The sequence below is a fragment of the Polyangium fumosum genome, assembly GCF_005144585.1.
GTDB classification, from domain to species: domain Bacteria; phylum Myxococcota_A; class Polyangia; order Polyangiales; family Polyangiaceae; genus Polyangium; species Polyangium fumosum.
Window position 1 is genome coordinate 1 of the sequence record NZ_SSMQ01000090.1, and the last position, 24,554, is coordinate 24,554.

A 24,554-nucleotide genomic window follows, 5' to 3' on the forward strand; every position below is an offset into this window, starting at 1 on the left:
GCGATTCCGGGCGCCCCTGCGGCGGTTCCGGACGCGAAGGCAGCGGCTCCGGATGCGAAGGCAGCGGCTCCGGACGCGAAGGCAGCGATTCCGGGCGCCCCTGCGGCGGCTCCGGACGCGAAGGCAGCGATTCCGGGCGCCCCTGCGGGAGTTCCGGGCGCCCCTGCGGGAGTTCCGGGCGCCCCTGCGGCGGTTCCGGGCGCCCCTGCGGCGGTTCCAGGCGCCCCTGCGGGAGTTCCGGGCGCCCCTGCGGCGGTTCCAGGCGCCCCTGCGGCGGTTCCAGGCGCCCCTGCGGCGGTTCCAGGCGCCCCTGCGGCGGTTCCGGGCGCCCCTGCGGGAGTTCCGGGCGCCCCTGCGGGAGTTCCAGGCGCCCCTGCGGCGGTTCCAGGCGCCCCTGCGGCGGTTCCGGGCGCCCCTGCGGCGGTTCCAGGCGCCCCTGCGGGAGTTCCAGGCGCCCCTGCGGCGGTTCCGGGCGCCCCTGCGGCGGTTCCAGGCGCCCCTGCGGGAGTTCCAGGCGCCCCTGCGGGAGTTCCAGGCGCCCCTGCGGCGGTTCCAGGCGCCCCTGCGGGAGTTCCAGGCGCCCCTGCGGCGGTTCCAGGCGCGGAGGCGGCCGCCGCCGCAGCGCCGAAGCCCGGTGAAAAGCCTGCCATCCCGGGCGGCGCGGCCGTGCCCGCGGCCCCGAAGGTCGGCGACAAACCCGCCGTGCCCGCGGGCGCCGCGCCTCCTGCCGCGCCTGCTGCACCCGCCATCCCCGGTGCCCCCGCAGCGCCGAAGGCCGGCGACAAACCCGTCGTGCCCGCGGGAGCCGCTGCACCCGCCGCGCCTGCTGCGCCCGGCGTCCCCGCGGCCCCTGCTGCCAAGCCCGCGGCGCCCGGGATCCCCGTCGGCGCCAAACCCGCGCCTGCTGCACCCGGCGCCCCCGTGGTCCCTGCCGGCGCCAAACCCACGCCCGGCGCCCCCGTGCCTCCGTCCGCGCCCGCATCTCCCGGCGCGCCCGTATCTCCCGGCGCCAAGCCCGCCACGCCCGCCGCGCCCGGCACCAAATGGCCCGGCAGCGGCAAACCGAATGCCTGAGAGCGTCGAACCGTCCTAGCTCCGCGCGTCCGGGTAAAAACGGTAGCTATGCGCGCGCGAAGTACGTGCCGTGCTCGAGGTCGGCGAGCAGGCCCGCCTGCTCGGGCTTCCAGCCGAACCGCTCCTGCGTGAGCGCGCTCGACGCAGGGGTGTCGAGCGCGAAGAACGCGCCGAGCCAGCCGAAGTGGGGGGCGGGGACCGACTCGACAGGCAGGCCGAGCTTGCGACCGATCACGTCGGCGATGTCGCGGGTCGGGATACCCTCGTCGCCGACCGCGTGGAGCCGCGCGCCGGCCGGCGCCTTCTCGAGCGCGAGGACGAACAGCCGCGCGGCGTCGATCCGATGCACCGCGGGCCACCTGTTTTCGCCCTCTCCGACGTACCCCGAGCGCCCGGTCTTGCGCGCGATCTCGATCAGCATCGGGACGAACCCGTGGTCGCCATCCCCGTGAACCGACGGCGGCAGCCGCAGCGAGGAGACGCGCACGCCGCGGCTCGCGAACGAGAAGGCGAGCCGCTCGGAGGCGGTCCGCAGGCCGCCGGTCGACGTGTCGGGCGTCTCGTCGTCGGTGGCGACGTGGCCCCGCGTGAAGCGCGCGAGGCCGGAGGCAATGACGAGCGGGCGATCGGAACCGACGAGCGCGCTGCCGAGCGCCTCGATCGCGCCGCGGTCCTTCTCGCAGTTTCCGGCGTAGTCGTTGAAGTCGTCATGAGAGAACGCGCAGTGGATCACCCCGTCGCAGGCGGCGGCGCCGCGGCGCAGGCCATCGAGATCCGTGAGCGAGCCGCGGTGCACGTCGACGCCCGCGGCGACGAGCCTCTCGGCGGACGCATCCGAGCGCGCGAGACCGAGCACGCGGTGGCCGGCGCGGACGAGCTCGGGGACGATGGCGGAGCCGATGAAGCCGCTGGCTCCCGTGAGGAAGATACGCATAGGGAACCTCCTTGGTTCGCGATCCACGATGGCACCGCCGCGGCGCTCGCGAAATACACGGCCGTCTCCCGTTCTTGCCCGATCGTCTACGCGGGGGCTAGGCTTCCACCGTGATCCCCGGGCGCGACACGTTGAAGGACCTCATCACTTGGTGGTGCCCCAGCGACGGCGTGCACGCCTCGCCCGTGCCCGGAATTTCTTGCATCAAAGTCTCGCGCCCGCAGCAACGCGCGAAGCGGCACTGGCGCGCGTCGTTCTGCATCGCCGTGCAGGGCACGAAGGAGATCCTGCTCGAGGGGCAGGTCTATCGCGAGCGCGAACCGCACTACATCGTCAGCCCGATCGACCTGCCCGTGACGAGCCGGGTCGCGGGTGTGTCGTCGGCGCGGCCGCTCTTGGGCCTGAAGATGGACTTCGATGCGGTCGCGCTGCGCGAGGTCGCGGCGCAGCTCGACCGCGCGCGGCCGGACGACGTCGAGCACACGGGGCGCGCGATCTTCATCGGCAAGGCGAGCGACCGCATGCTCGACGCCGCGAGCCGGCTGGGCGCGCTGTTCGCGACGCCCGACGATGCGACCGTGCTCGCGCCGCTCGTGAGGAAGGAGCTGATCTTTCACCTGCTGAAAGGCCCCGACGGCCCGGCGATTCGTCAGCTCGTGCGCGCGGGCAGCCAGGCGCACCGCATCGCCGAGGCGGTCCATCACCTGCAGGCATCGCTCGCCGAGGACGTCGATATCGCCTCGCTCGCGCGCACCGCAGGGATGAGCCGGGCGGTGTTCTTCAAGCGGTTCAAGGAGGCCACCGCGATGAGCCCGCTGCAGTACCAGAAGCGCCTGCGCCTGCTGGAGGCGCGCCGCCTGATGGTCGAAGAGGGCGCGGGCGCCGAGGTCTCGGCGTTCCGCGTCGGCTACACGAGCGCCTCGCAGTTCAGCCGCGAGTATTCGCGCATGTTCGGCGACGCGCCGCTACGCGACACCCGCGCGCTGAAGCAGACGGCCGCGGTCGTCCAGGATATGTAGAAGTGGTCTCATAAACCTACTCGCGCCCCGAATCGTCGGTCGGCCTCGCTCGAAATCCGCGTAGGATTCCTCGCTTCGCCCTCCCTAGCTTCGGGGCGCTCCCAACGGTTTATGAGACCACTTCTAGTCCGACCACGTCTCGCCGCGACGCCGGATGCCGCGATCACGGAACCTGAACCGTAACCTGCCCGGGGAACGAGATCTGAATCACGCCGCCCCACATGCACATCAGCTTCGAGCTGTTGTTCAGCGCGGGCATGTTCGCCAGGAGCACCGTGGGGGCACCAACGATCCACGGCGCCGGCGTGTTCGGAATGCACGGCATCGGCGTGAGCACGCCCATCGCCGCCGCCGTCGCCGCGGCCACCATCGGGTTCGCCAGGCTTTGACACATCCCGAACGGCAGCACGTTCAGCATCGGCTTGCCATCCATGATGTTTGCCAGCGGTCCCGCGCTGTTCAGCGTGCGGTTCGCGGGCAGCACCGTGAGCGTGCTCGGCGCCACGCCGAAGCTACATTGCATCATCCCGCCCATGCATACGTGCTGGCCCATCGTCAGCCTCCCGCGAGCTTGTTCACGATCTTGTCGAAGAAGGACGTCTCCTTCTCCTCCTTCGACTTCGGAATGCCCTTGTCGTCGTACTCGGTTTCGCCGCGCTTCTCGCCGTCCTTGTACGTCGCCTTCGCCTTCAACTTGCCTTGCACGTCGTAGCTGAACGACTCGCCCTGCTTCTTGCCGTTGTCGTACGTGGCGCGCTCGCGGACCTCGCCGTTCGGGAAGTACTCGATCACTTCCCCGTGCAGTTTGTCCGCCTTGTAGTTCGCTTTTCGCAGCGTGTTGCCCTTGCTGTCGAAGAACAAGGACTCGCCTTCGAGCTTGCCGTTCTTGTAGAACGAGCGCACGACCTCGTTGCCCTGCTCGTCGAACGACAGGAACGGGCCGTTCTGCTTGCCCTTCTCGAAATGCATGAGCGTCCGCAGCCGGCCCTCGTCGTAAAGACGCGTCGGCCCGTGCTGCTCGCCCTTCACGAACGTGACGATCTGCGAGATCTTGCCGTGCTCGTCGAAGAGCTTCGTCTCGCCGTGCAGCACGCCGTTCTCGAAGGACGAACGCTCGACCTCGCGCCCCTCCGGGTCGTACGAGATCGAGAGCCCGTGCAGCTTGCCGTTCGCGTAATTCGCCCGGTGCGCGATCTGCTTTTCGGTCTCCCCGTACTGGACGAACTCGCCGTGCAGCACGCCCTCTTCCATCTGGAACCGGGAGATCAGCTTGCCGCTTTCGTCGCGCTCTTCGTGGTCGGTCGGCATCGGGCCCTCGCTCAGTTGATCTTCACCATGCCGCCCTTCAACGTCAGCATGCCGCCGCCCTCCACCGCCGCCTGCGCGCCGCCCTTCGCCTTCAGCGCGATCGCGCCCTCGAGCGTCATGTTCGTCCCGCCCTTGGCCTTGAAATCGGTGCCGGCCTTCAGCGTCATCCCCGTCCCGGACTCGGCCTTGAAGTCCGTGCCCGCCTTCATCGTGAACGCCTGCTTGGCCTTGATCGTGACGCTCTTCGCCTCGATCACGAGGTCGCCGTCGACCTTGATCGTGTAGTTCTTCGTCACCTTGTAATCGAGGTTCGCCTTGTTCGTGTGCGCCTCGTCCTTGGTGATCTCCAGCGTGCGTTTGCCCTTCACGCTGTGCGTCTCGTCGCCCTTGTCGACCTTGATCGTGCGGTTGCCCTTGGTGACCGTGAGCGACTCGTTGCCCTCTTCGATCGTCACCTTCCGCTCGTTCTTGACGTTCTTCGTGTAATCGTGGAGGACCTTGACCGTCCAGTCGTTCTCCACCTCGAAGAGCATGTCCTTCTGGGCGTGCGCGTAGAACTCCTCGCTGTCCTTCTTGTCCTCGAAGCGCAATTCGTTCCCCGCGTCGCCCTCCTTCGTCGAGCGGCTCAGGATCGTGCTCTTCGTCTGCGCGCCCGGCAGCCCATAAGGCACCGTCTGCTCCGCGTTGTACACCGAGCCCGTCACGAGCGGCCGATCCGGATCGCCGTCGATGAAGCTCACGACGACCTCTTGCCCCATGCGCGGCAAGAACCACGCGCCCCAGCTCTTGCCCGCCCAGGGCTGCGCGACGCGCACGAAACACGAGCTCTTGTCGTCCTTCGCGCCCTTGCGATCCCAGTGGAACTGGACCTTGATGCGCCCGTATTCGTCCGTCCACTGCTCCTCGCCGCTCTTGCCCACGACGACAGCCGTCTGCGTGCCGGGGATCGCGGGCTTCGGCGTGATGCGCGGCGGGCGGTACGGCGTCTTCTTCGGGAAGCCCTCGAAGGTATTCGTGTACCCCTCTTGGCTCGCCCGATGCACGACGCCGCCGAGGACCCAGTCGGTGTTCGCGTCGTCCCGATCGTGCTCGTCGAGCTTGAACGCGTGGCCCGCGGTGAAGGCGCGACAATTGGACGAGCCGGACAAACGCACGGCCCGCGCCTCCTCCGCCTCGATGCGGAGCTTCGCGCGCGCGTCGCCCGGGCTCTTCTCGATGTGCCCGCCCGGGTACTCGAAGAGCTCGAGTTTGCCCGATTCGCCCGAGACCTCCGCGAGCAGCGACGTGCTCGGCATCTCGAAGTTGTAATCCGTCGACGCGTACTTCCCCGCGACGATCTCCTCTTCGAGCGTGCACTCGACGACCGCGTCCTCGTCCGTCGACGACGAGAACTGCTCGACGAACCGCGCCTTGTCGAGGTTCGGACACGGCACGGCCGACGCGCTGTCGTCCGAGAGCACCATCACGTGCTTGCCGTCCTCGTGCGTGAAATAATAGTGGATCCCCTCGTCCTCCATGAGACGCGACACGAAATCGAGCGCGGTCTCCTGGTACTGCACGCAGTAGGGGCGCGGCGAGTACGAGCCCTTCAGCGAATCCTTGAAGTGCTCGCCCGACGAGAAGCCGAGCTCCTGGAAGAGCGCCTTCAGGATGTCGGGGACGCTCTTCTCCTGGAAGATGCGGCAATCGCTGGTCTTGCCGAGGAGCCACAACCACGGGTGCAGCTCCGCGCGGTAACGCGTCTGCTTGCCGACACGACCTGCCTGGACGAACCGCGTGCAGATCCCGTGGATGAAGCGCGGCTTCTCCTTCGCCATGCCCCGGATCGTCAAGGTCACGCCCTTGCCGACGATGGCCTTGAAGTCGAGCGCTTTTTCTGGCGACACGAGCTCGAGCTCGAAGCGGAAGAGCCCCGAGATCCGCTCTTCACCGTGCAGATCGACGAGCAGAACCGCGTCCGCGCCGAAAGGCGTCGAGATGGCGATGCCGAGGCTGCCCTGCGGATAAGGCATGGATCTCGGAAAGAGCGTACCGGGCTTCTCGGGCTTTCGGCAAGAGGCTTGATCTCCGGCGCGCGCTCATCGAAGATCACCCGACCGTGGTGCGCTTCTGGGGAGAGACCAGCCGATGACGTTCTTCCGAACGGGCATGGGGCTCTTCCAGCTCGGCCGCCCCAGGCTCCCGAGCCGCGACGAGGCCGCAGAGACCCTCGCGCAAATCGCCGAAAAGCCGGGCGGCGCGCGGTATCTGCGAGGCGTGCTCGCCGACGACGTCCCCAAGACCCTCGTCGAGGCGATGCCCGACGACGAGGTCTTGGTTTCGCTCACCGAGCGCATCACGACCGGGCGCATCACGTTCGTGCTCTTGCGCCCGCGCGACACCCGCGCGCCGGGCTTCTTCGTCGAGGGCGACGCGACGGGCGCCGTGATGGGCCCGGAAAACAAGGCCGGTGATCTGCGCCCCGCGCCCGAGGTCCCGCCCGAGTATCCGGTGCTCGCGCGCGTCGAGAGCGATCAGGTCATCGAATCCACGGCGAAGCTCGTCGCGGATCTCGCGGCGCTGCTCTTCGGCAGGTTCGCCCGGGAGAAACGCGAATCGACGATCGCACGCACGTACGTGCTCGTCGCGGGCGAGGAGGGCACGCGGATCCAGGGCGCGCGCAGCACGGTCGATATCGCGCTCGACACGGCGCGGTGGCCCGGCGGTGGCCTCGGTCGGCCGAAGCCCTCGGTGCCGGTCGAATACAAGAGCGCCGCGAAGAGCACCGGCGAGAGCGCGCGCTTCGCGATCGATAAGCTCTCCGCCTCGCTCGGCCCGGCGTCGCCCCCGACGTCGAGCCGCCCCGCGCCCGCGGTGCCGGACGCCTTCGTCAACGTCGCGAGCGGCACCGCGCAGACGACGAAGGGCGCTGTCGACTCGCTCGGCAAGAGCTTCGCCGACCTCTTCCGCCCAACTCCCTTCGTGCGTCCGCGTAACGCGAGTCCTGTCGAATGAGCGCCGAGACGACAGGCTTCGGGAACGTCTTGCTGGGCCGCCCGCGGCGCCTCGATCGGCACGGCATCCTCGCGTTCTTGCGGAACGTCGCGCTCGATCGTCGCGGCATGCTGGAGCTCCGACGTATGCTCGCCGAGGAGCTGCATCGCTCCTCGATTCATCACCTCCGCGACGAGGTCGTGATCGAGCAGCTCGCGGAGCGATACCTGCGCGGCTCGCTCTCGCTCGTGCTCGTGCGCCCGCACGACGTCGAGCTCGAAGGCTTCATGGTGGAGGGCGCGGACGCGACGCCCCTCACGGGTCCGAAAAACGAGGCCGGTGATCTGCGCCCCGCGCCCGAGGTCCCGCCCGAGTATCCGGTGCTCGCGCGTGTCGAGTCCGATCAGGTGATCGACTCCACGCTGAAGCTCATCGCGAAGCTCACCGATCTGCTCTTCGGCTCGTTTGGCCTGCAAAAACGCCCCTCGACGCTCGCGAAGGAGCTCGTGCTCCTTGCGGCCGACGAGGCGCGCGGCGTGAAGACGGCGAACACGAAGGTCGATCTCGACCTGACGCTTCAGCTTCATCCCCAGGGCAGCGTCATTGTCCCCGAACCGCAGGTCAAGGATGCGTACGTCGCGGCCGCGGCCGAGATCGCCGCCGGGCCGCATCCCGCCGCCAAGGGCCTCATCGATTTGATGTGGCCCCTCACGCGCGTCGACACGAAGCGCCGCTTCGACAATCCCGTCGGGGCCGGGCCGGTGAAGAGCGACGAGGTGAAGGACGAGGCCACGCCCGAGGCCACGCCCGAGGCCACGCCCGAGGCGCCGAAGGATCCGCCGAAGCGCTGGATCTTCTCGCTCTGAATCGCGGTTCGGCGTCAGCGCACGACGCGGAGCGCGCCGTCCACCCGCGCCACGTACACGGGGATCTGGAATTGCCCGCCGTCCTTGTCCGGCAGCGTCTGGAGCAGCGGGCGGAGCGGCTTTCGCTGGAGCTCCCAGATTCTCCCTTCACACATGGATACGGGCAGGATGTGCGACGCCTCGAACTTCAGATCCATCGGCCCCGGGAAGAGCCGGCTCTGCACGAATTCCACGAATTCGTCGCGCATGCGCGCCTCCGTCTCGTCATACGCGATCCCGTAATCGCGGAGCTTCGGCGAGAACTCCTTCACGATGCCGGCCACATCCTTCGCCGCGAACAGATCCCGGAGGTGCGCGGCGTACGCGAGCAGCGGCTCCGGCTCCTCGATCGGCGCTGCCTCCCGGAAGAGTGCCGGGAACGCCGGCCCGTCGTTATCGAATTCGAAGGAGAGCTGCAGCGGGATCGCCGGGACCTGGCCGGCCAGGGCGCTCTTCACGTCGATCGTGAGCACGACGTCCCCGGGCGCGTCCGGCGCCACGAAGTCGCCCTCCTGATAGGCCGACACCGAGCCCGTGATATCGATGTCGAGCGGCGAGCTCATCCCCTCGCGCGTGATCGTCGGCAATGCCTGGATCCCGAGCACGTTCCCCTTGCCGACGAGGAGCTGATTGATCGGCGGCGCCAGGCTGATCGGCGCCCGCGCGTCCACCGCGTCGAGCTGGAAGCCGTTCAGCGTGATCCGCGCGAGGCAGGCGCGCAGCGAGAGGTTCAGGTGATGGATGGGTTTGGCCTGCATGATCTCACTTGCACCTGGCGAGGAGCTCCTTGCACGGATCGACGTAGCTCGTGGTCATGATCTTATCGAGCTCCTTGTTCACGAAATTCAGGAAGGTCTTGTCGTCGATCCAGTCGCGCGCCCAGTCCCTCGTGCCGATCACGTCGAGCCGCTGCCGGATGTCGTGCGCGAGCCCCTCCATCGATTTCGAGTCGCGGCGGATGTCCGCGCGGCTGTCGATCTTCGCCGCGATCGTCGCCGCGATCTTCTGCGAGGACCATTGCGTGTCCGGGGTGAACGCGCTCCCGGACTCCGTGAAGACCCGCACGTTGAGCCCCTCGGTGATCTTGCCGAGCACGATCCCCTCGATCTGGCTCTTCGTGATGTGGGGCGCCACGTAGGGTTTGTCGGGCCACTTGAAGCTGCCGAGGTCCTCCGCGTCGACGAAGTTCTGCTGCTTCGCGTACGAGCCGAGCGAGCCGCCCTTGCCCACCGAGGCGGTGACCTTCCCTTTGAGCCCCGTCCATTTCAAGGACCCGGAGACCGACGCGCCCTTCTCCACATGCAGCTCGAACGTGCCGGAGAGCTCGAGCGCCGTCTCGAACGAGCCTTCGAGCTTGACCCAGTTGCCCGCCTCGAAGCGCGCCCCCACCGAGCCGGTGATGGTGAGCGCGAGCGGCACCTGCAGCGCCAAACCCGCCCCCGGGTTGACGCGCTCGGCGCTCAGGCTGAGCGTCAGGCTGCCGTCGATCTTGGCGAAGACCTGCGCCTTGAAGCCGCACTCTACCCCCACGCCGACCTCGAGGGAGATCGCGAAGAGCACGAGGTCGATGCTCGCCTTGAGCCCGAAGTAGGTGCGGTGATCCTTGTACTCCTTCATCCCCCATTCGAGGTTGAACGAGCCCTGCAGGATCTGGACGCTCGCCTCGGCGTACCATCCGACCTTGGGCACCACGTCCTGAATGGCGATGAGGATCCCGAGCACCTGGTTCGCGATCCCCACGATGCCGAGCAGCGTATTGAACGTCGCGAGCTCGTCGGGGACGAGCTTGCCGTCGCACGTGAGCTCGATGGGCTGCACGCGCTTCGTGGCCTTCACCTCGAGGGGGCTCGTCTCGGCCTCGGTCTTTTGCGCGGCGATGAGCTGCGTGGCGTTCATCGCCACCGCGGTCGTCTGCGTCACCGTGGTCGTCTTGGTCGTGGTGTTCTTCCAGCCGGTGACCTCCTTTTCGATCGTCGCGGTCTTTCGTTGCGCGGCGGCGACGCCCTTGGGGCCGACGACGACCTGGGTCTCCTTCTCGAGCTTCGCGCCCACCTTGTAGCCGCGCATCGGGGGCAGCTTGATCGAGAGCTTCCACGTGTTCGGCCGGTAGCTCGCGATGGTGACCGGCTTGGCGAGGCCCTCGACCTTGTACTCGGTCGCCTGGGTGAAATTCCTCCAGAACGTGCCTTCCAGGATGTTCTTGATCTGGGCGCCCTTGAAGGGCGCGTCGATGTCGTATTGCGTGTAGCCCTGGGCCTGCGCCTCGCCCTTCACCTGGGTCTTCTCGCCGCGGCACGTCACCGTGAGCGCTGCCGGCGAGGGTTTGGCGCTGTCCTTGTGGAGCAGCGTCACCTGGTCCTTGCCGGCCTTCACGTCCTGGACCACCTCGTAGCGGTCCACGTTCTTCACGCGGCCCTGCCGGCTGCCGAGCTCGTGCTCGCAGAACACGACGAGCTCGCTGCCCGTCTCCGTCGGCTTCGGCCCCGTCGTCGTTTGCCCCGACGAGGTTTGCCCTGACGTCGTCTGCCCCGACGAGGTTTGCCCCGTCGTCGCCTTGGTCTCCGCGGGCGCCGCTTGCAGGAGCGTGAGCGTGCGCCAGTGCTCGATGAGGCCGATCGGGTGCAGGTGCCAGACCTTGTCCTTCGAGGGCAGGCCCGCGCTCGACGCGTCCCCCCAGAAGCCGAGCTTCTTGATGTAATCACGCGTGGCCGCGAGCGAGGCGGCGTCGAGGTTCCAGGGCGGCCCCAACAAACGATCGAGCCCCGGGACCTCGCCGGCCCACTCCGTCGGATGCAGGCACGCCACGCGCCGGAGCTTCTGCGCGAGGACGGGATCTCCGAGCGCGGCCTTGATCTCCGCCGCCGTCACGTTCCCGTCCTTGTTCTCGTCGACGAGCGCGAGGAGGCCCGGCGCGTCGCAGAGCCCATCCTGGCTGAACTTCGAGCTCTCCTCGATACGCTGCCAGCGCGGCCAGTCGTACGGGCAGAGGACCTTTCCGTCTTTCTCAAGCTCGGCCCAGCCCTTGCTCCCGCCGCCATCGACCTCTTGCCAGGTCTTGCCCTGTTGGTCCTTGTAGACCCGCGCGTCCGAGGCCGGCAAGACGTCGGTGAAGACGTCCTCCGCCGTCGTGCCCGCGCCCTCCTCGAACGTCACCGCGTCGTCGGGTTTGTCCTTGTACAGGACCACGAGCGGCGCCTTCAACGTGTAGCGCTTCGAGGTCGCATTCCAGTCCCCGAGCGCGTCGCGCTTCGCCCAGCCCGTGCGTTTCGCCACTTCCGCCGCCGGCAGCACGAACCGCACCTGCCGATCCGTGTCGCCCTTCTCCGCGACGTAATGGACCTTGTCGCCCTTCTTCGCGTCGATCGGGATCGCCGCGCCGCCGCCGGCCTGCGCCGTGAGCGTCGCGAGTGGGGCTTCGAGGGCGTACGTCCCGGTGGCCTTGTCATAAGGCCCGAGGGCGCTGCGTTTCGTCCAGCCGATCACCTCGGCGCACGCCACCTTGCGCAGATCGCCGGGCGGCTGCTCGATCAAGGTGAGGCGCGCGCCCGCGGGCATGTCCACCTTCACCTCGGGCGGCGTGACGGTCTTGCGTTTCTTGAGCTTGGTCCCCGCGGGGACGTGCAAGAGCCCCTGGCCGCCCGTGTCGCCCTTGGGGTTCTTCATGAACTCCACGTCGCCGGTCAGGACCTCGAAATGCACCGTCGAAGGCCGCGTGAAGAACACGCCGGGGTAGCCGAGGATCGCCCCCGCGCCGACCGGGATCTTGCAAGAGACCACCTGATCGAGCTTCGCGGGCTCGAGCTGGAACTCGTACTTCACGTTGGGGTCGCCCTCGCCCCCCACGTAGACCCAGCCGCCGGTCGCGAGCTCGTGCCAGCCAGTCCCGACCTTGCCCCCGGGCGCGACGGCGTTCGGGTTCTTGAACGTCACCTCCTCGCCGAGCTTGGCCACGCGCAGGACCTTGCTGCCCTTGCCCGTCTCGCGCACGTTGAGCCCGCCCGCGTCCTCGGTCGTGGCGATCGTGAACTTGTGCTTCTTGAACATCACGGGCGGGTTCTTCTTCTGCGCGTCCGTGTATTCGTCGAAGGGCAGGAGGTGCACTGCGAGCGAGAAGAGCTCGAGCTTCGCGCCCTTCGGCGTGTACCGCTCGTGCCGGACGAGGACGAAGCCATTCGAGTACTTCATCGCCTCGTCGCCGAGCTTCACCTCGAGCGCCTTCTTGTTCACGCGGTACGCCACGATGTCGCCGTCGGCGATGGCCTGGACCGCGTCCGTCCCCGCGTCGAGGTGCACGCCCCCGTGCCAGAAATTGTTCGCGCCGATGGGGAAGAACCCGCCTTCGCCCCCCTCGTTCAGCGAATAATGGGCCGCGGCGTCCTTGCCGACGATCGGGAAGCAGATGTTCGCGCCTCCGCTCGTCGGCGACAGGAAATCCCCCTCCACGAGGGTGTAGATCAAGGAGCGCGTGCCGTCCTTCGTGGGCTTCGAAGCGAGCTCGTTGTGGATCGTGCCCTTGATCGAAGGGTCGCTCTCGATGAGCTCGATGAACTTCTTGAATCGGTCGTACTTCGCGAGGACCTGGCATCCGTCGGACCAGCCGCCCGTCCCGCCGTTCGGGACCACGATGTGCTCGCCGCCGTAATGGATGTTGATCGTGCCGTTGTCCTCGGTGTAGCTCGCGGTATCGCCCACGGCGCCGACCTTCTCGGCGTTGCCCTGCCGCGTGATCTTCACCGTCGGATCCGGCCGCAGCGCGCGATAGTTCTTCTTGCTGAAGTCGCCTCCCGCGTGGATGTCCTTCAGGCTGACGTGGGTCGCGTACCGCGACGTGCCGTGATTGGCGAGCTGGTACTTGTGTTGCCCGAGCAGGATCACCGCGTCCGCTTTGTCCGGGTTCTTCTTGCTCGGGAAACGCGTCCACTCCGTCGAGCAATGGAAGAGCTCGACCTTCTTCGCGCCCTCCTTCGTCTTGTAGACGACGAACATGCAATCGTCGTACTTCGTGTTCGTGCTCGGGACCGGCACCCGCTTCTCGGCGTCGAAGCCGCGCGCCCCGAGGAGGTTCACGCGGCCATTTTCGTCCTGGAACTCGTACTCGGCCTTGCCCGCGTTGCCGAAGCGCTTCTGCGCCCGCTCCCATGCGTCGCGCAGGTGGTCGTAGAGCGCCTCCTCCGACATGCTGGCGAGATCGAACTGGATCGTCGGCTCGCGATACACCACCGTCGGCTGCGGCTCGTCGTCGCCGTCGTCGTCCGCCGCGTCGCCGGCCTTCGTCAGGAAGTCCGAGCGGTCGAGGATGCGCCAGTTGTACCCGCCGCGCTGCTCCTTCGCGAACGAGCCGTCGCTGTTCTTCGGCTTCTGCTTCTGGAGGTTGGTGTTGCTCTGCCAGTACTCGAGGTCGTGGATGAGCGTGCAGAACCCCGAGTAATCGTTGCTCTTGATGCACGCGATGAGCCGCGGGTGCTTCGTGGTGAGGTCCCCACGATACGCGAGGTCGACGAGGACCTCCTTCATCGGCGTGGGGTACGCCTCCCAGTCCCCGTCGTGCTTGCCGACCTGCGTCCGCGCGCGCTCGACGTAGTCGGGGTAAATCTTCTGGTACAGCGTCTTGGCGACCTCTTTCGAGATCGTCGGGAGGGTCGCGACATTGTCGGCGACCCACTTCTTGGCCGTGTCCCCCTTCTTCCCCGCGCCGGCGCTGAGCTTCTCCGCGTCCGCCAAAGGCACGCCCGCGGCCACGAGGTCGGCCTTCACCTCGGCCTTGCTGCGGTTGCCCATGTCGTAGCCCGCCCCGATCGTCACGCCGGACGCCGCCGAATCGGGCCAGTGCACCTCCAGGACTTTTTTGGTGTTGCCCCCCTCGACGGCGAACGTGAGCTCGGAGAAATGGGGGAAAACGTGGGTGCCGCTCATGATGCCACCGGACCCAGGATGATACACGCCGCCCCGCTCGATCACTCCATCAAAAAACCCATGCGCGCGAAGCGCAGGAGCTTCTGTTCCGTGATCTCGGCGAAGACCTCTCCGTCCACGCAAGGCGCGCCGTTCATCTCCACCGACACCACGCCTCGCCGCGCTTCGTCGAGCGCCGCCTCCGTGAGCGCGGCGGCGTCGCGCGTGCCGTTCATGCGCGCGAGGACCACCCGATCAAACGAATCGACCTGCACGCCCTCGTGCAGGAGCGTGGTGCAAAACGGGCTGCCGATGCTCGCCTGATAACGTGCAAACGGGAAGGCGCGTGGCCTTTCGTCGGGCGCCCGCGCCGCGGGCTTTGCCGAGGCCCAGAGCCGGATCGCGCCCTTCGTGTAGAGGCCGAGGAGGTTTCGCGCGAGCCGCGCCCGCGCCTCGCCCTCGAATGCGGCGAGCCCGAGCTTCTCGCCGGTCTCCCAGGCGAGCGCGTCGAACGAGAGCCCGCCCGGCGCGTACGCGGCGAGCGTGACGAGCGCGGCCTTGAGCGTCGCCTGGTCCGTGCCGATCGCGCCGCCTGGCCCGACGAACGTCTCCTCGACGCCCTCGGCGAGGTCCGGCGCCATGGCCCCCGGCGAGAGTGGCGAGGCGAGCACGAGCGACGCGAGGCGATCGGCCGCGACGCGCGGCGAGAGCGGCGCGTCGTCGCGGCAGAGGATGGCGCGTCGAAAACACCGGAGTTCGAGGAGGTCGAGCTGCTGCTGGACGGCGACGAGATCGTTTCCTGCCCGCGCGCGGACGGCCTCGGCGGCGGCGGGCCCGAGGCGCTCGGGGAAGACGAGCGGCACCTGGGCGTCGGTGACGAAGGCGAGCCCGGCGTCTTTCATGTCGCGGGCGAAGTCGGCGAAGTACTCGGCGTGGTTGCACGCGACGAGGTGCTCGCCGAGCAGGTAATGATCCGAAAGCTCGGCGATCGTCTCGAGCTCGCTCGCGAGCCAGGCGCGCGTGGGATCGGAGCGGAGCGTCTCCGTGCCGAGGAAGCGCAAAAAAGCGCGCGCTGTTTCCACGCGCTCGGCGGCCGAGCCCTCGGCGGGGACCTCGCGGCGGAGCATGTCGCGGATCGCGCCGCGCAGGTGCCAGCCGGGGAGGGTATTGAAGCTGATGTACGCGAGGCCGTGGGGCGCGAGGTGGCGCCGGACGACGCGTCGAATGGCCTCACGTGCGTCGTCGGGGACCCACGAGTAGACGCCGTGGCAGACGATGTAATCGAAGGATGCGGGTTCGTCCTCGAATTCGCGGATGTCGGCGAGGTGGAGGGCGACGTTGCGGAGGCGGGCGCCTTCGGCGTGTTTTCGGGCGACGGCGAGGGAGTCTTCGGCGCGGTCGAGGGCGACGAAGCGGCTCTCGGGGAAGGCGGCGGCCATGGGCAGGACGTTGCCGCCGGTGGCGGTGCCGATCTCGAGGACGCGGCAGCGAGCGGGCGGGGCGGGCCGGAGGCCAAAGAGGACGCCGATCGCGCCGAGGTGATCGGGGTGTGTCTCGGCGAAGGGCAGGGCCTCGTAGAAATAATCCTCGTTCGCGACGGCCACGCGCGTCCTCCGGAAGGGCGGGCCACCTTGGCGGGATCGGGGAGCGGGCGCAAGTGTTTGCCTTGAAGGGCCGAGAGGCCGCATGCTGCGCGCTCGCCGGTCGCGCGTATGGATGGGCTGTCGTTGATTCTGGTCGCCGTGGTCTCCGCGCTCGCGCTGGTGATCGGGGTGCTCTTGCGGTCGCGCGGGGCGCTCGCGCGGGAGCTTCAGGCCGCGCGGGAGGAAGCGCGGGCGCTGTCGAAGGCGGCCGAGGAAGCGAAGAAGGCGCTGCCGGCGGCGGAGGCGGAAGCGGCGGCGGAAGCGGAAGCGGAAGCGGCGGCGGAAGCGGCAGCGGAAGCGGTTGCGGAAGCGGCTGCGGAGGCGCGCGCGGCAGCGGAGGCGGCTGCGGAGGCGCGCGCGGCGGCGGAAAAGCGGTCGCGAGAGCTCTCCGCGGCGCGGGAAGACCTGGAGAAACGCGACCGAGAGCTTTCCGCGTTTCGGGAAGAGCTTGCGAGCCGCGAGCGTGAGCTGTTCCAGCTTCGAGAAACGCTCGCAAAACGCGACCGGGAGCTTTCCGAGGTTCGGGAAGAGCTTGGAAAACGCGAGCAGGAGCGGTTCCAGCTTCAGGGAACGCTGGCGGAAGGCGAACGCGAGCGTTCCGAACTTCGGGAGGAGCTTCCGAAACGCGAGCGGGAGGTCTTCCAACTTCGAGAAACGCTTTCAAAACGTGACCGGGAGCTTTCCGAGCTTCGGGAGGCGCTCGAAGCGCGCGAGCGGGCCCTCTCCGCGGCCGAGGAAGCGCTCGCGACGAGGGAACGCGAGCTTGCCGCGGTCCGGGACAAGGGCGACGGCCGGGCGGGGGACCTTTCCGCGGCGGCGCGGCGCATCGAGGAGCTGTCCCGCGCCCTGAGGCAAGCCGAGCAGGACGCGGAGTCGCTGTCGGTGCAGAAGGACGCGTTCGCGGTGGAGGTGCGGGCGCTGCGGGATGAGCTGGAGCGGCGGAAGAAGGCGGCGGAGCAGGCTGCGGCTGCGGCGGCGGCGGCCGAGGGGAAGCCGCTTTCCGCGGCGCCGTCGCGTCGGCCGGGGAAGCAGGCGCCACCGCCGGAGCCGGTGACGGCGTTCTTTTGTTTGATCTGCGGGGAAGGGAGCGCCGGGACGAAGCCGCATCGTTGCCTCGTGGAAGAGGCCGAGCTGGCGAAGAAGAAGGCGGCGGCTGCGGCGGCGGGGAAGCGGTAGGGGAGGTTTTACCTCACCCCACGGCCCCCCTCTCCCGGGGCGGGAGAGGGGGAGGGGCAGGAGGCGGGCGTCAGGGCAGGGGCGGGGATGTGATCGCGAGGTGCGGGCGGTTCGTGACGGTCGGGACCGCCGTCGAGGTCCAGGAGCCCCCGACGAGCCGCGCGTGCATCACGTCATCGTCCGTGTTGTCGAGGATGTAGAGGATCTCGGCGGTGGCCGTGTTGAGGCCGCGGGTCACGGAGATGTTGCCGAGCACGTTGTTCGCCGCGCCGGAGACGTTCGTGGCGTTCGTCCACGAGGGGCCCGCCGGATCGAAGATCCTCGCTTGCACGTCGTCGTTGCCGTCGATGTAGGCCAGCATGGCCTTGCCATCCGCAAGCGCCGTCAAGGAGGGCCGTTTCGTCCAGCTACCGAGGTCGGTCGACGAGACAGCTCCCCACGTTCCAGAGCCACCGGCACCCCGGAGGCGCGACCTCCAGGTATTGTCGCTGTCCTTGAACACCAGGAGCGCCGTGCCGTCCTTGAGGCGGGCGAGCACGGGTTCTGCCGTGTTGACGTTGCTGTCGATGGTGTTGGTGGTGTTCCAGTTCCCGCCCGACTTCGTCCGGAAGTAGATGTTGTGCTGTCCGCTCCCTCCGCCGGGGCGGTCCATGTAAGCGACGAGGGGCGTATTCGTGGCGACGTACGTGATGTCCGGCGCCACCGTCGTCGGGGTCGTCGTCAGCAGCGTGAAGACCGATTCGTTGGTCGGGTTCCACGCGCTCGTCGCCGCATCGTACTGGGCAAACTCGACGACGCCCGGCGCGACCGCGCCTCTCCGCCAGGTCGCGAGGATCGTGGCCGTCGTGCCGACGGGGACGAGCATCGGCGTCGACTCGATGGCCACGGCGTTGATGTCCGCGAAGCTCGCCCAGCCACCGGCCTGGGTCCAGCGCACGGCGCGCGGCTTGTACCCCACGCCGTCGTCGCGGATCGCGGCCAGGCCGACCCCCGTCGTCGTGAGCGCGATGTCGGGCGGGACGGCCGTGAACGAGCCGGCCTTCGTCGTCGTCGTCCAGGTCGGCGTCGCGCTGTCCGCGTTGAACTCGGCGAGGAGCATGTCCGTCGCGTTGCTCGCCGCGAACAACAACCGGCAGGGGCCGCACGCCCCGCCGCAGTCGAGCGCGGTCTCGTTCTGCGGCGCGCGGTCGTTCTGCACGCCGTCGTAACAAGTGGGCGCCGAGCACGTGCTGCTCCCGCCGCACACGCGGCTCGTGCAGTCGTCGCCGTCGCCGCAGCCCTTCGTGTCCGCGCACGTCTTGCCTTGCCCCACGCAGGACAAACCGCCGCAGTCGGCGTCGGTCTCCGCGCCGTTCTTCACGCCGTCGGAGCACGTGGGCACCTGGCAAATGTTGCCCGTGCACACGCCGCTCACGCAATCACCGGGAACGCTGCACGCCTTGCCGTTCGCGCAATCGGCGACGCACGTGCCGCCGCAATCCATGTCGGTCTCGGTGCCGTTCTTCACGCCGTCGGAGCACGTGGGCACCTGGCAGATGTTGGTCGTGCACACGCTGCTCTGGCAGTCGCCGGGAACGCTGCACACCTTGCCGTTCGCGCAATCGTTCGGGCAGGTGCCGCCGCAGTCGGTGTCGGTCTCATCGCCGTTCTTCACCAGGTCGTTGCACGCCGGCGCCATGCAGAGGTTGCCGGTGCAAACGCCGCTCAGGCAGTCGCCGGCCACGCTGCACGCCTTGCCATCGATGCAGTCGGTGCAGGTCGGGCCGCCGCAGTCGACGTCCGTTTCGCCGCCGTTCTTCACCAGGTCGGCGCACGTCGGCGTGAGGCAAACGTTGCCCATGCAGACGCCGCTCTGGCAGTCAGCAGGCCCGGTGCATACCTTGCCGTTCGCGCAATCGAGGGGGCAGGTGCCGCCGCAATCGACGTCGGTCTCGGTCCCGTTTTGCGCGCCGTCGTTGCAGGTCGGCACCTGGCAGAGGCTTCCGGTGCAGACGCTGCTCACGCAATCACCAGGGACCGAGCATGCCTTGCCGTTCGCGCAATCGACGCAGGTCGGGCCGCCGCAGTCGACGTCGGTCTCGGTGCCGTTCTTGACGCCGTCGTTGCAGAGCGGCACCTGGCAGAGGTTCGCGGTGCAGACGCTGCTCAGGCAATCCCCGGGAATCGAGCAGATCTTGCCGTTCGCGCAATCGAGGCAGGTCGGACCGCCGCAGTCGACGTCGGTCTCGTTGCCGTTCTTCACCAGGTCGGCGCACGTCGCGCCCTGGCAGACGTTGCCGGTGCAGACGGCGCTCACGCAGTCGCCGGCGCCGGTGCACGCCTTGCCGGCCACGCAGTCGGGGCAAACGGGACCGCCGCAATCGACGTCGGTCTCGCTGCCGTTCTTGACGACGTCGCTGCAGGTCGCCGTCTGGCAGATGTTGCCGGTGCAGACGACGCTCACGCAGTCGCCGGGGCCGCTGCACGCCTTGCCGGCCACGCAGTCGGGGCAAACGGGGCCGCCGCAATCGACGTCGGTCTCGCTGCCGTTCTTGACCGTGTCGAGGCAGGTGGGCGCCTGGCAGGTGTTGCCGGTGCACACGCCGCTCAAGCAGTCACCAGCCCCGCCGCAGATCTTGCCCGATGCGCAGTCGGGGCAAACGGGGCCGCCGCAATCGACGTCGGTCTCGCTGCCGTTCTTGACGACGTCGTTGCAGGTGGGCGTCTGGCAGATGCCGCCGGTGCAAACGTTGCTCAGGCAGTCGCTGGGCGCCCCGCACTTCAGGCCGTTCGCGCAGTCGACGCAGGTCGGGCCGCCGCAGTCGACGTCCGTCTCGCTGCCGTTGTGCACGCCGTCCATGCACGTCGGAGCCTGACAAACGTTGCTCGTGCACACGGTGCTCAAGCAATCACTCGGCAGGTTGCAGGACTTGCCCGGGGAGCAACCCGTGCAGATCCCGCCGCCGCAATCGACGTCGGTCTCGTTGCCGTTTTTGTTCAGGTCGTTGCACGCCGCGTTCTGGCAGTGGCCACCCGTGCAGACGTTCGTCACGCAATCCGTGCCGGACGAGCAGACCTTCAGGACCGCGCACTTGCTGCACGAGGGGCCGCCGCAGTCGACGTCGGTCTCGGTGCCGTTCTTGACCTGGTCGGTGCACGTCGGCGACATGCACTTCGCCATGATGCAGACGAGGCTGATGCAGTCGCCGTCGATCCCGCACGTCTTGCCCGCGGTGCAGTCGGGGCAAGCGAGGCCGCCGCAGTCGACGTCGGTCTCGGTGCCGTTCTTGATGCCATCGTTGCAGAGCGGCGCCTGGCAGGTGCCGCCGGCGCATGCGTTGCTCTGGCAGTCCCCGCCCATCGTGCAGAGCTTGCCATTGGCGCACTTGTTCGCGCAGGAGCCGCCGCAGTCGACGTCGGTCTCGGTGCCGTTCTTGACGTTGTCGGTGCACGTCGGCGACTGGCACACGTTGCCCACGCACGAGTTGGTCGTGCAATCGCTCCCCGTCGCGCAGCTCTTGCCGACGCCGCAGTCGACGCAGGTCGAACCGCCGCAGTCGACGTCGGTCTCGTTGCCGTTCTTGACGCCGTCGTTGCAGAGCGCGGCCTGGCAGGAGCCGTTCTGGCACACGCCCGTGATGCAATCGCTCCCGGAGCTGCACAGCTTGCTGACGGCGCAATCGGCGCACGCGGGCCCGCCGCAGTCGACGTCGGTTTCGCTGCCGTTCTTGCGGTTGTCACCGCAGGTCGGCGCCTGGCAGACGCTCCCGTTGCAGACGCTGCTCAGGCAGTCGCCGTCCGCCACGCAAGCCTTGCCCGTCGCGCAGTCGGCGCAGTCCGGGCCGCCGCAATCGACGTCGGTCTCGCTGCCGTTCTTGACCGTGTCGTTGCACGCGCCGGCCTGGCAGACGAGGCCGATGCACACGCCGCTCAGGCAATCCGAGCCGGCGCCGCACGACTTGCCGTTCTGGCAATCGACGCAGGTCGGGCCGCCGCAGTCGACGTCCGTCTCGCTGCCGTTCTTGACGCCGTCGTTGCAGACAGGGCTCGCGCAGACGCTCGCCTGGCACACGCCGCTCGTGCAGTCCCCGGCGATGCCGCACGCCTTCGAGGGCGGGCACTTGGCGCAGCCCGCTCCACCACAATCGACGTCGGTCTCGGTGCCGTTCTTGACGCCGTCGTTGCACGTCGCGGACTGGCAGAGTGTGCCGGCGCAGACGTTGCTCTGGCAATCCGACTGCTGGGCGCAGGTGTCGCCGTTCGGGCACTTGGGGCACACGGCGCCGCCGCAATCGATGTCGGTCTCGCTGCCGTTCTGCACGCTGTCGTTGCACTTCGGCGCCTGACAGGTGCCGAGGCTGCACACGCCGCTCTGGCAATCACCGTCCGTCGTGCAGATCTTGCCGACCGAGCAGTCGTTGCACGTCCCGCCGCAGTCGATGTCCGACTCGTTGCCGTTCTTGACGCCGTCGCCGCACTTCGGCGCCTGGCAGAGGTTGCCCGTGCAGACGCTGCTCTGGCAATCCGTGGTGCCCGTGCACCCCTTGCCGGCCCCGCAGCCGGCGCAGGCCGGGCCGCCGCAGTCGACGTCCGTCTCCGAGCCGTTCTTGATGCCGTCGTTGCACTGCGCTGCCTGGCAGGAGCCGTCCTTGCAGAAGTTCGCCTGGCAGTCGGCGTCGAGCTTGCAGAGCTTGCCGAGCGGGCACTTGGGGCACGTGCCGCCGCCGCAGTCGACGTCGGACTCCGAGCTGTTCTTGACGCTGTCGCTGCACGTCGACGCCTGGCAGAAGCCGCCCGTGCAGACGCCGCTCGAGCAATCCGTGCTTGCAGCGCACTTCTTGGCCGTCCCGCACTTCGAGCAGGCAGGGCCGCCGCAATCGACGTCGGTCTCGGAGGCGTTCTGCTTGCTGTCGCCGCACGTCGGCGTCTGGCAGAAGCTGCCCGTGCAGACGCTGCTCGTGCAATCGCCGTCCGTCAGGCACTTCTTGAGGTCCGAGCAGTCGGGGCAGCTCGGGCCGCCGCAGTCCGTGTCCGTCTCGGTCCCGTTCTTGACGTTGTCGTTGCACTCCGGCGTGGCGCACGTCGTGCTCACGCAGACGCCGCTCAGGCAGTCGGCGCCGACGGTGCAGCCCTTGCCGATCGGGCAATCCGCGCAGGCCGGGCCGCCGCAATCCGTGTCCGTCTCGAGCCCGTTCTTCACGCCGTCATTGCAGGTGCCCGCGCCGCACTTGGTCGCGATGCAGATCGAGCTCTCGCAGTCGTTCGGCTGCTTGCAGGTGAAGCCCGTGACGCAGGGCGGGCAGCTCGTGCCGCCGCAGTCGACGTCGCTCTCCGAGCCGTTCTGCACGTTGTCCGCGCAGTTCGCGCCCTGGCAGACGCCGCCCTGGCAGACGCCCGTCTCGCAGTCGCCGCTCGTGGAGCACTTCTTGTTGACCGGGCACTTGAGCGGGCAGGCCGCGCCGCAGTCGACGTCCGGCTCCGAGCCGCTCTTCAAGCCATCGGGGCAGCAGAAATCGCCGTTGTCGATCGTGCTGTCGCAGTTGTTGTCGATCCCGTCGCAGACCTCCGGCGAGGACGAGACGTTCGGCTTGCAGAAGAGGCCCTCGGACGTGCAGATCGTCGTGCCCTCGGCGCACGGGCCCGATTGCATGCCGTTCACGCAAGGCAGGCCGAGCCCCTGCACGCCATCGTCGACGGAGTTGTTGCAATCGTCGTCGATCGTGTTGCAGATCTCGGGCTGCTTCGTCACCTCACCGACGCACGGGCCCCACATGCCGTTCATGCATTGCCGCTTGCCGGCCTTGCACGCGCCCTTGCCGATGTCGGTCGGGTCGCCCGAGTAGCACGCCTCTTCTTCGTTGCCGATGCAGCTACAGACGGGGTTCGCGTCGTCGATGACGCCGTTGCAGTTGTCGTCGAAGCCGTCGCAATCCTCGAACGTCGGGAGCACGTCGCCTTTGCAGTCGCCCCACGTGCCATTCTCGCACTTCTGCTTGCCGGGCTTGCAGGTGCCCGTCAGGAACGAGTCCTTGGAGCCGCTGTAACACTCCTGCTCCTGGGTGCCGCTGCACTCGCAGCCCTCGTCGACCTGGCCGTCGCAATCGTTGTCGCGCTGGTCGCAGATCTCGATCTCGGGCATGACGTCGCCCAAGCAATCGGACCAGATGCCGTTTTCACAGCTCTGGAGGCCGTCCGTGCAGAGACCGACGTTGCGCGTCAGCGGATCGCCGCTGTAACACGACTGCATCCCGCTGCACTGACAGCCCTCGTCGATCTGGCCGTCGCAGTTGTTGTCGATGCCGTCGCAGATCTCCTCGGCCTGCGTCTGCTTGGGCACGCATTGGTTCGGCAGCCCGTTCACGCAGGCGGGCACGGAGACCCGGCAGGCGCCGTCGCCGCAGCTCAGCGGCGGGAGGTTCTCCTCGTCGCACGGGTTCGAGACGTAGTCGGTATCGAAGTTGAGGAGGTTCGTACAGCTCGTGACCACGCCGAGGCCAAAAAGCAGCACGAGCCAGGAAGCGAAGTGCTTGGTGCTCACCATTTTACATCAACCTCCACGGCACCCGCGTTCGGGCCCATGGTCGCTCCGACACGAACCTTCGGCGCCCCGCTCTCGAACTTGGATGGCGGGGGCTCGGTGAAATAAAGGAGGGCGCCCGCTCCGAGCGCCGCGAAACCGACCGGGAAAAGCACGGTGCTGATGAGCCCCGTGGCGGCGCCGGTGTCCTTCGCTCCCCGGCCCGTCGTGTTGCAGACGGTGCCGTCTGTCGTTTCGCGGCAATTCGTCTCGGCGGGCTCCATTTGCGCCCAGGTGATGGCGCCCGTCACCGCGCCGCCGAGGATCGCCACGGCGCCGATGCCGCCGAGCGTGTAGGCCGCGACCCGCCGCCCCGAGATCCCGGGATCGAGCGCGGGCATGAGGGAAGGCACGGGCTGGAGGGGTTTGGCCGTCTTCGTGGGCGAGCCCGTCGTGGTCCCCTCGGTGGGAATCGTCACGTCGACGATGCGGTTTTCCCCCTCCCGCAGCGTGAACTTGGTGAACGTCGTGGCGCGGCCGGGGACCTCGGTCATGAGCACGTGCTCGCCCGGATCGATGAGCAGCGGCACGCCGATCGCGACCTGCACGAGCGGACCCTCGTCGAGGGGTTTGCGCAGGACGCGTGTCGTGCCGGGCGCCTCGCGCGGGACCCGGAGCACGACCTTGGGGATACGTTTTTCGAGCGCCTCGCGGCGCGCCGAGGCCGCCTCCTCGTTGTCGCGTTCTGCCTTCTGCTCGGTGTCGGAGAGCTGGCCGAACGTGGCGAGGTAGTCGTCGTAGTGCACCGCCGCCGTGGCGATGCGCCCCCACTTGTCGTAACACTGCGCGATGCGGTAGAGGGTCGCGGGGCGCGGATCCTCGCGGTACATCTGCCTGAGCGCTTTGCACGCCTCGGCGTAACGACCCGCGTCGAGATCTTCCTGCGCCTTGTCGAGCGCGTTTTTCGCCTGTGCAGGCGCATCCCCGCTCGCATCCTGCGCCCACGCTCGTTCGGTTCCGGCGTGAAACACCGCGAGGCCCGCGAGAAACCACAATACACACCGCATCGTGTGGGATGTTACAGGGCGATCCTGCAGCGGATCAAGAACATTGCGGCGATCGAAGGCTGTTCGA

At 68.3% G+C, this 24,554-nt stretch carries 14 protein-coding genes; 5 read left to right on the plus strand and 9 right to left on the minus strand.

What is annotated here, in order from left to right:
- Positions 1 to 666 precede the first annotated feature (666 nt).
- Entirely contained in the window at positions 667 to 1,074 is a 408-nt protein-coding gene (locus E8A74_RS45875; RefSeq protein ID WP_136935503.1) for a hypothetical protein, read from the plus strand.
- 46 nt (positions 1,075 to 1,120) lie between these two features.
- On the opposite strand, the gene E8A74_RS45880 is transcribed toward E8A74_RS45875, so the two are convergent.
- Positions 1,121 to 2,008: an SDR family oxidoreductase gene (locus E8A74_RS45880; protein WP_136935504.1), complete on the minus strand. Its 888-nt coding sequence runs from the start codon at positions 2,006 to 2,008 to the stop codon at positions 1,121 to 1,123.
- 110 nt (positions 2,009 to 2,118) lie between these two features.
- Here E8A74_RS45880 and E8A74_RS45885 point away from each other — a divergent pair, with 110 nt between their 5' ends.
- Entirely contained in the window at positions 2,119 to 3,027 is a 909-nt protein-coding gene (locus E8A74_RS45885; protein WP_136935505.1) for an AraC family transcriptional regulator, read from the plus strand.
- A 163-nt stretch (positions 3,028 to 3,190) separates the two neighbouring features.
- Here the strand turns inward: E8A74_RS45885 and E8A74_RS45890 are convergent, their stop codons facing one another.
- The 3 genes from E8A74_RS45890 to E8A74_RS45900 are packed head-to-tail and all read right to left on the minus strand — an operon-like array spanning position 3,191 to position 6,347.
- Positions 3,191 to 3,580 carry a DUF4280 domain-containing protein gene (locus E8A74_RS45890; RefSeq protein WP_136935506.1) on the minus strand — a complete coding sequence of 130 codons (390 nt, stop codon included), beginning with the start codon at positions 3,578 to 3,580 and terminating at the stop codon, positions 3,191 to 3,193.
- A 2-nt stretch (positions 3,581 to 3,582) separates the two neighbouring features.
- Positions 3,583 to 4,335: a toxin-antitoxin system YwqK family antitoxin gene (locus E8A74_RS45895; protein WP_136935507.1), complete on the minus strand. Its 753-nt coding sequence runs from the start codon at positions 4,333 to 4,335 to the stop codon at positions 3,583 to 3,585.
- Between the two features lie 11 nt (positions 4,336 to 4,346).
- A complete protein-coding gene (locus tag E8A74_RS45900; RefSeq protein WP_136935508.1) occupies positions 4,347 to 6,347 on the minus strand; it encodes a type VI secretion system Vgr family protein in 2,001 nt (666 codons plus the stop codon).
- A gap of 115 nt (positions 6,348 to 6,462) precedes the next feature.
- Here E8A74_RS45900 and E8A74_RS45905 point away from each other — a divergent pair, with 115 nt between their 5' ends.
- Together E8A74_RS45905 and E8A74_RS45910 are read left to right on the plus strand one after the other, a co-directional pair.
- The gene (locus E8A74_RS45905) at positions 6,463 to 7,329 is read left to right on the plus strand and encodes a hypothetical protein (RefSeq protein WP_136935509.1); all 867 of its coding nucleotides are present in this window, start codon (positions 6,463 to 6,465) and stop codon (positions 7,327 to 7,329) included.
- Complete coding sequence (locus tag E8A74_RS45910; RefSeq protein ID WP_136935510.1) at positions 7,326 to 8,174, plus strand: hypothetical protein; 849 nt, start codon at positions 7,326 to 7,328, stop codon at positions 8,172 to 8,174. The genes E8A74_RS45905 and E8A74_RS45910 overlap by 4 nt, the downstream gene beginning before the upstream one ends.
- 14 nt (positions 8,175 to 8,188) lie before the next feature.
- Here E8A74_RS45910 and E8A74_RS45915 read toward each other — a convergent pair whose 3' ends face one another.
- The 3 genes from E8A74_RS45915 to E8A74_RS45925 are packed head-to-tail and all read right to left on the minus strand — an operon-like array spanning position 8,189 to position 15,709.
- A complete protein-coding gene (locus E8A74_RS45915; protein WP_136935511.1) occupies positions 8,189 to 8,971 on the minus strand; it encodes a hypothetical protein in 783 nt (260 codons plus the stop codon).
- A gap of 4 nt (positions 8,972 to 8,975) precedes the next feature.
- The gene (locus E8A74_RS45920; protein ID WP_136935512.1) at positions 8,976 to 14,126 is read right to left on the minus strand and encodes a pesticin C-terminus-like muramidase; all 5,151 of its coding nucleotides are present in this window, start codon (positions 14,124 to 14,126) and stop codon (positions 8,976 to 8,978) included.
- A gap of 41 nt (positions 14,127 to 14,167) precedes the next feature.
- Positions 14,168 to 15,709 (minus strand): methyltransferase regulatory domain-containing protein, encoded by a 1,542-nt coding sequence (locus tag E8A74_RS45925; RefSeq protein WP_170229883.1) that lies wholly within the window; start codon positions 15,707 to 15,709, stop codon positions 14,168 to 14,170.
- 108 nt (positions 15,710 to 15,817) lie between these two features.
- On the opposite strand from E8A74_RS45925, the gene E8A74_RS53475 reads away from it, so the two are divergent.
- The gene (locus tag E8A74_RS53475) at positions 15,818 to 16,924 is read left to right on the plus strand and encodes a hypothetical protein (RefSeq protein WP_170229884.1); all 1,107 of its coding nucleotides are present in this window, start codon (positions 15,818 to 15,820) and stop codon (positions 16,922 to 16,924) included.
- A 70-nt stretch (positions 16,925 to 16,994) separates the two neighbouring features.
- Here E8A74_RS53475 and E8A74_RS45940 read toward each other — a convergent pair whose 3' ends face one another.
- Together E8A74_RS45940 and E8A74_RS45945 are read right to left on the minus strand one after the other, a co-directional pair.
- Positions 16,995 to 23,444: a MopE-related protein gene (locus E8A74_RS45940; protein ID WP_136935516.1), complete on the minus strand. Its 6,450-nt coding sequence runs from the start codon at positions 23,442 to 23,444 to the stop codon at positions 16,995 to 16,997.
- Complete coding sequence (locus tag E8A74_RS45945) at positions 23,438 to 24,487, minus strand: tetratricopeptide repeat protein (protein ID WP_136935517.1); 1,050 nt, start codon at positions 24,485 to 24,487, stop codon at positions 23,438 to 23,440. Before E8A74_RS45945 ends, E8A74_RS45940 begins: the two co-directional genes overlap by 7 nt.
- Positions 24,488 to 24,554: the final 67 nt, after the last annotated feature.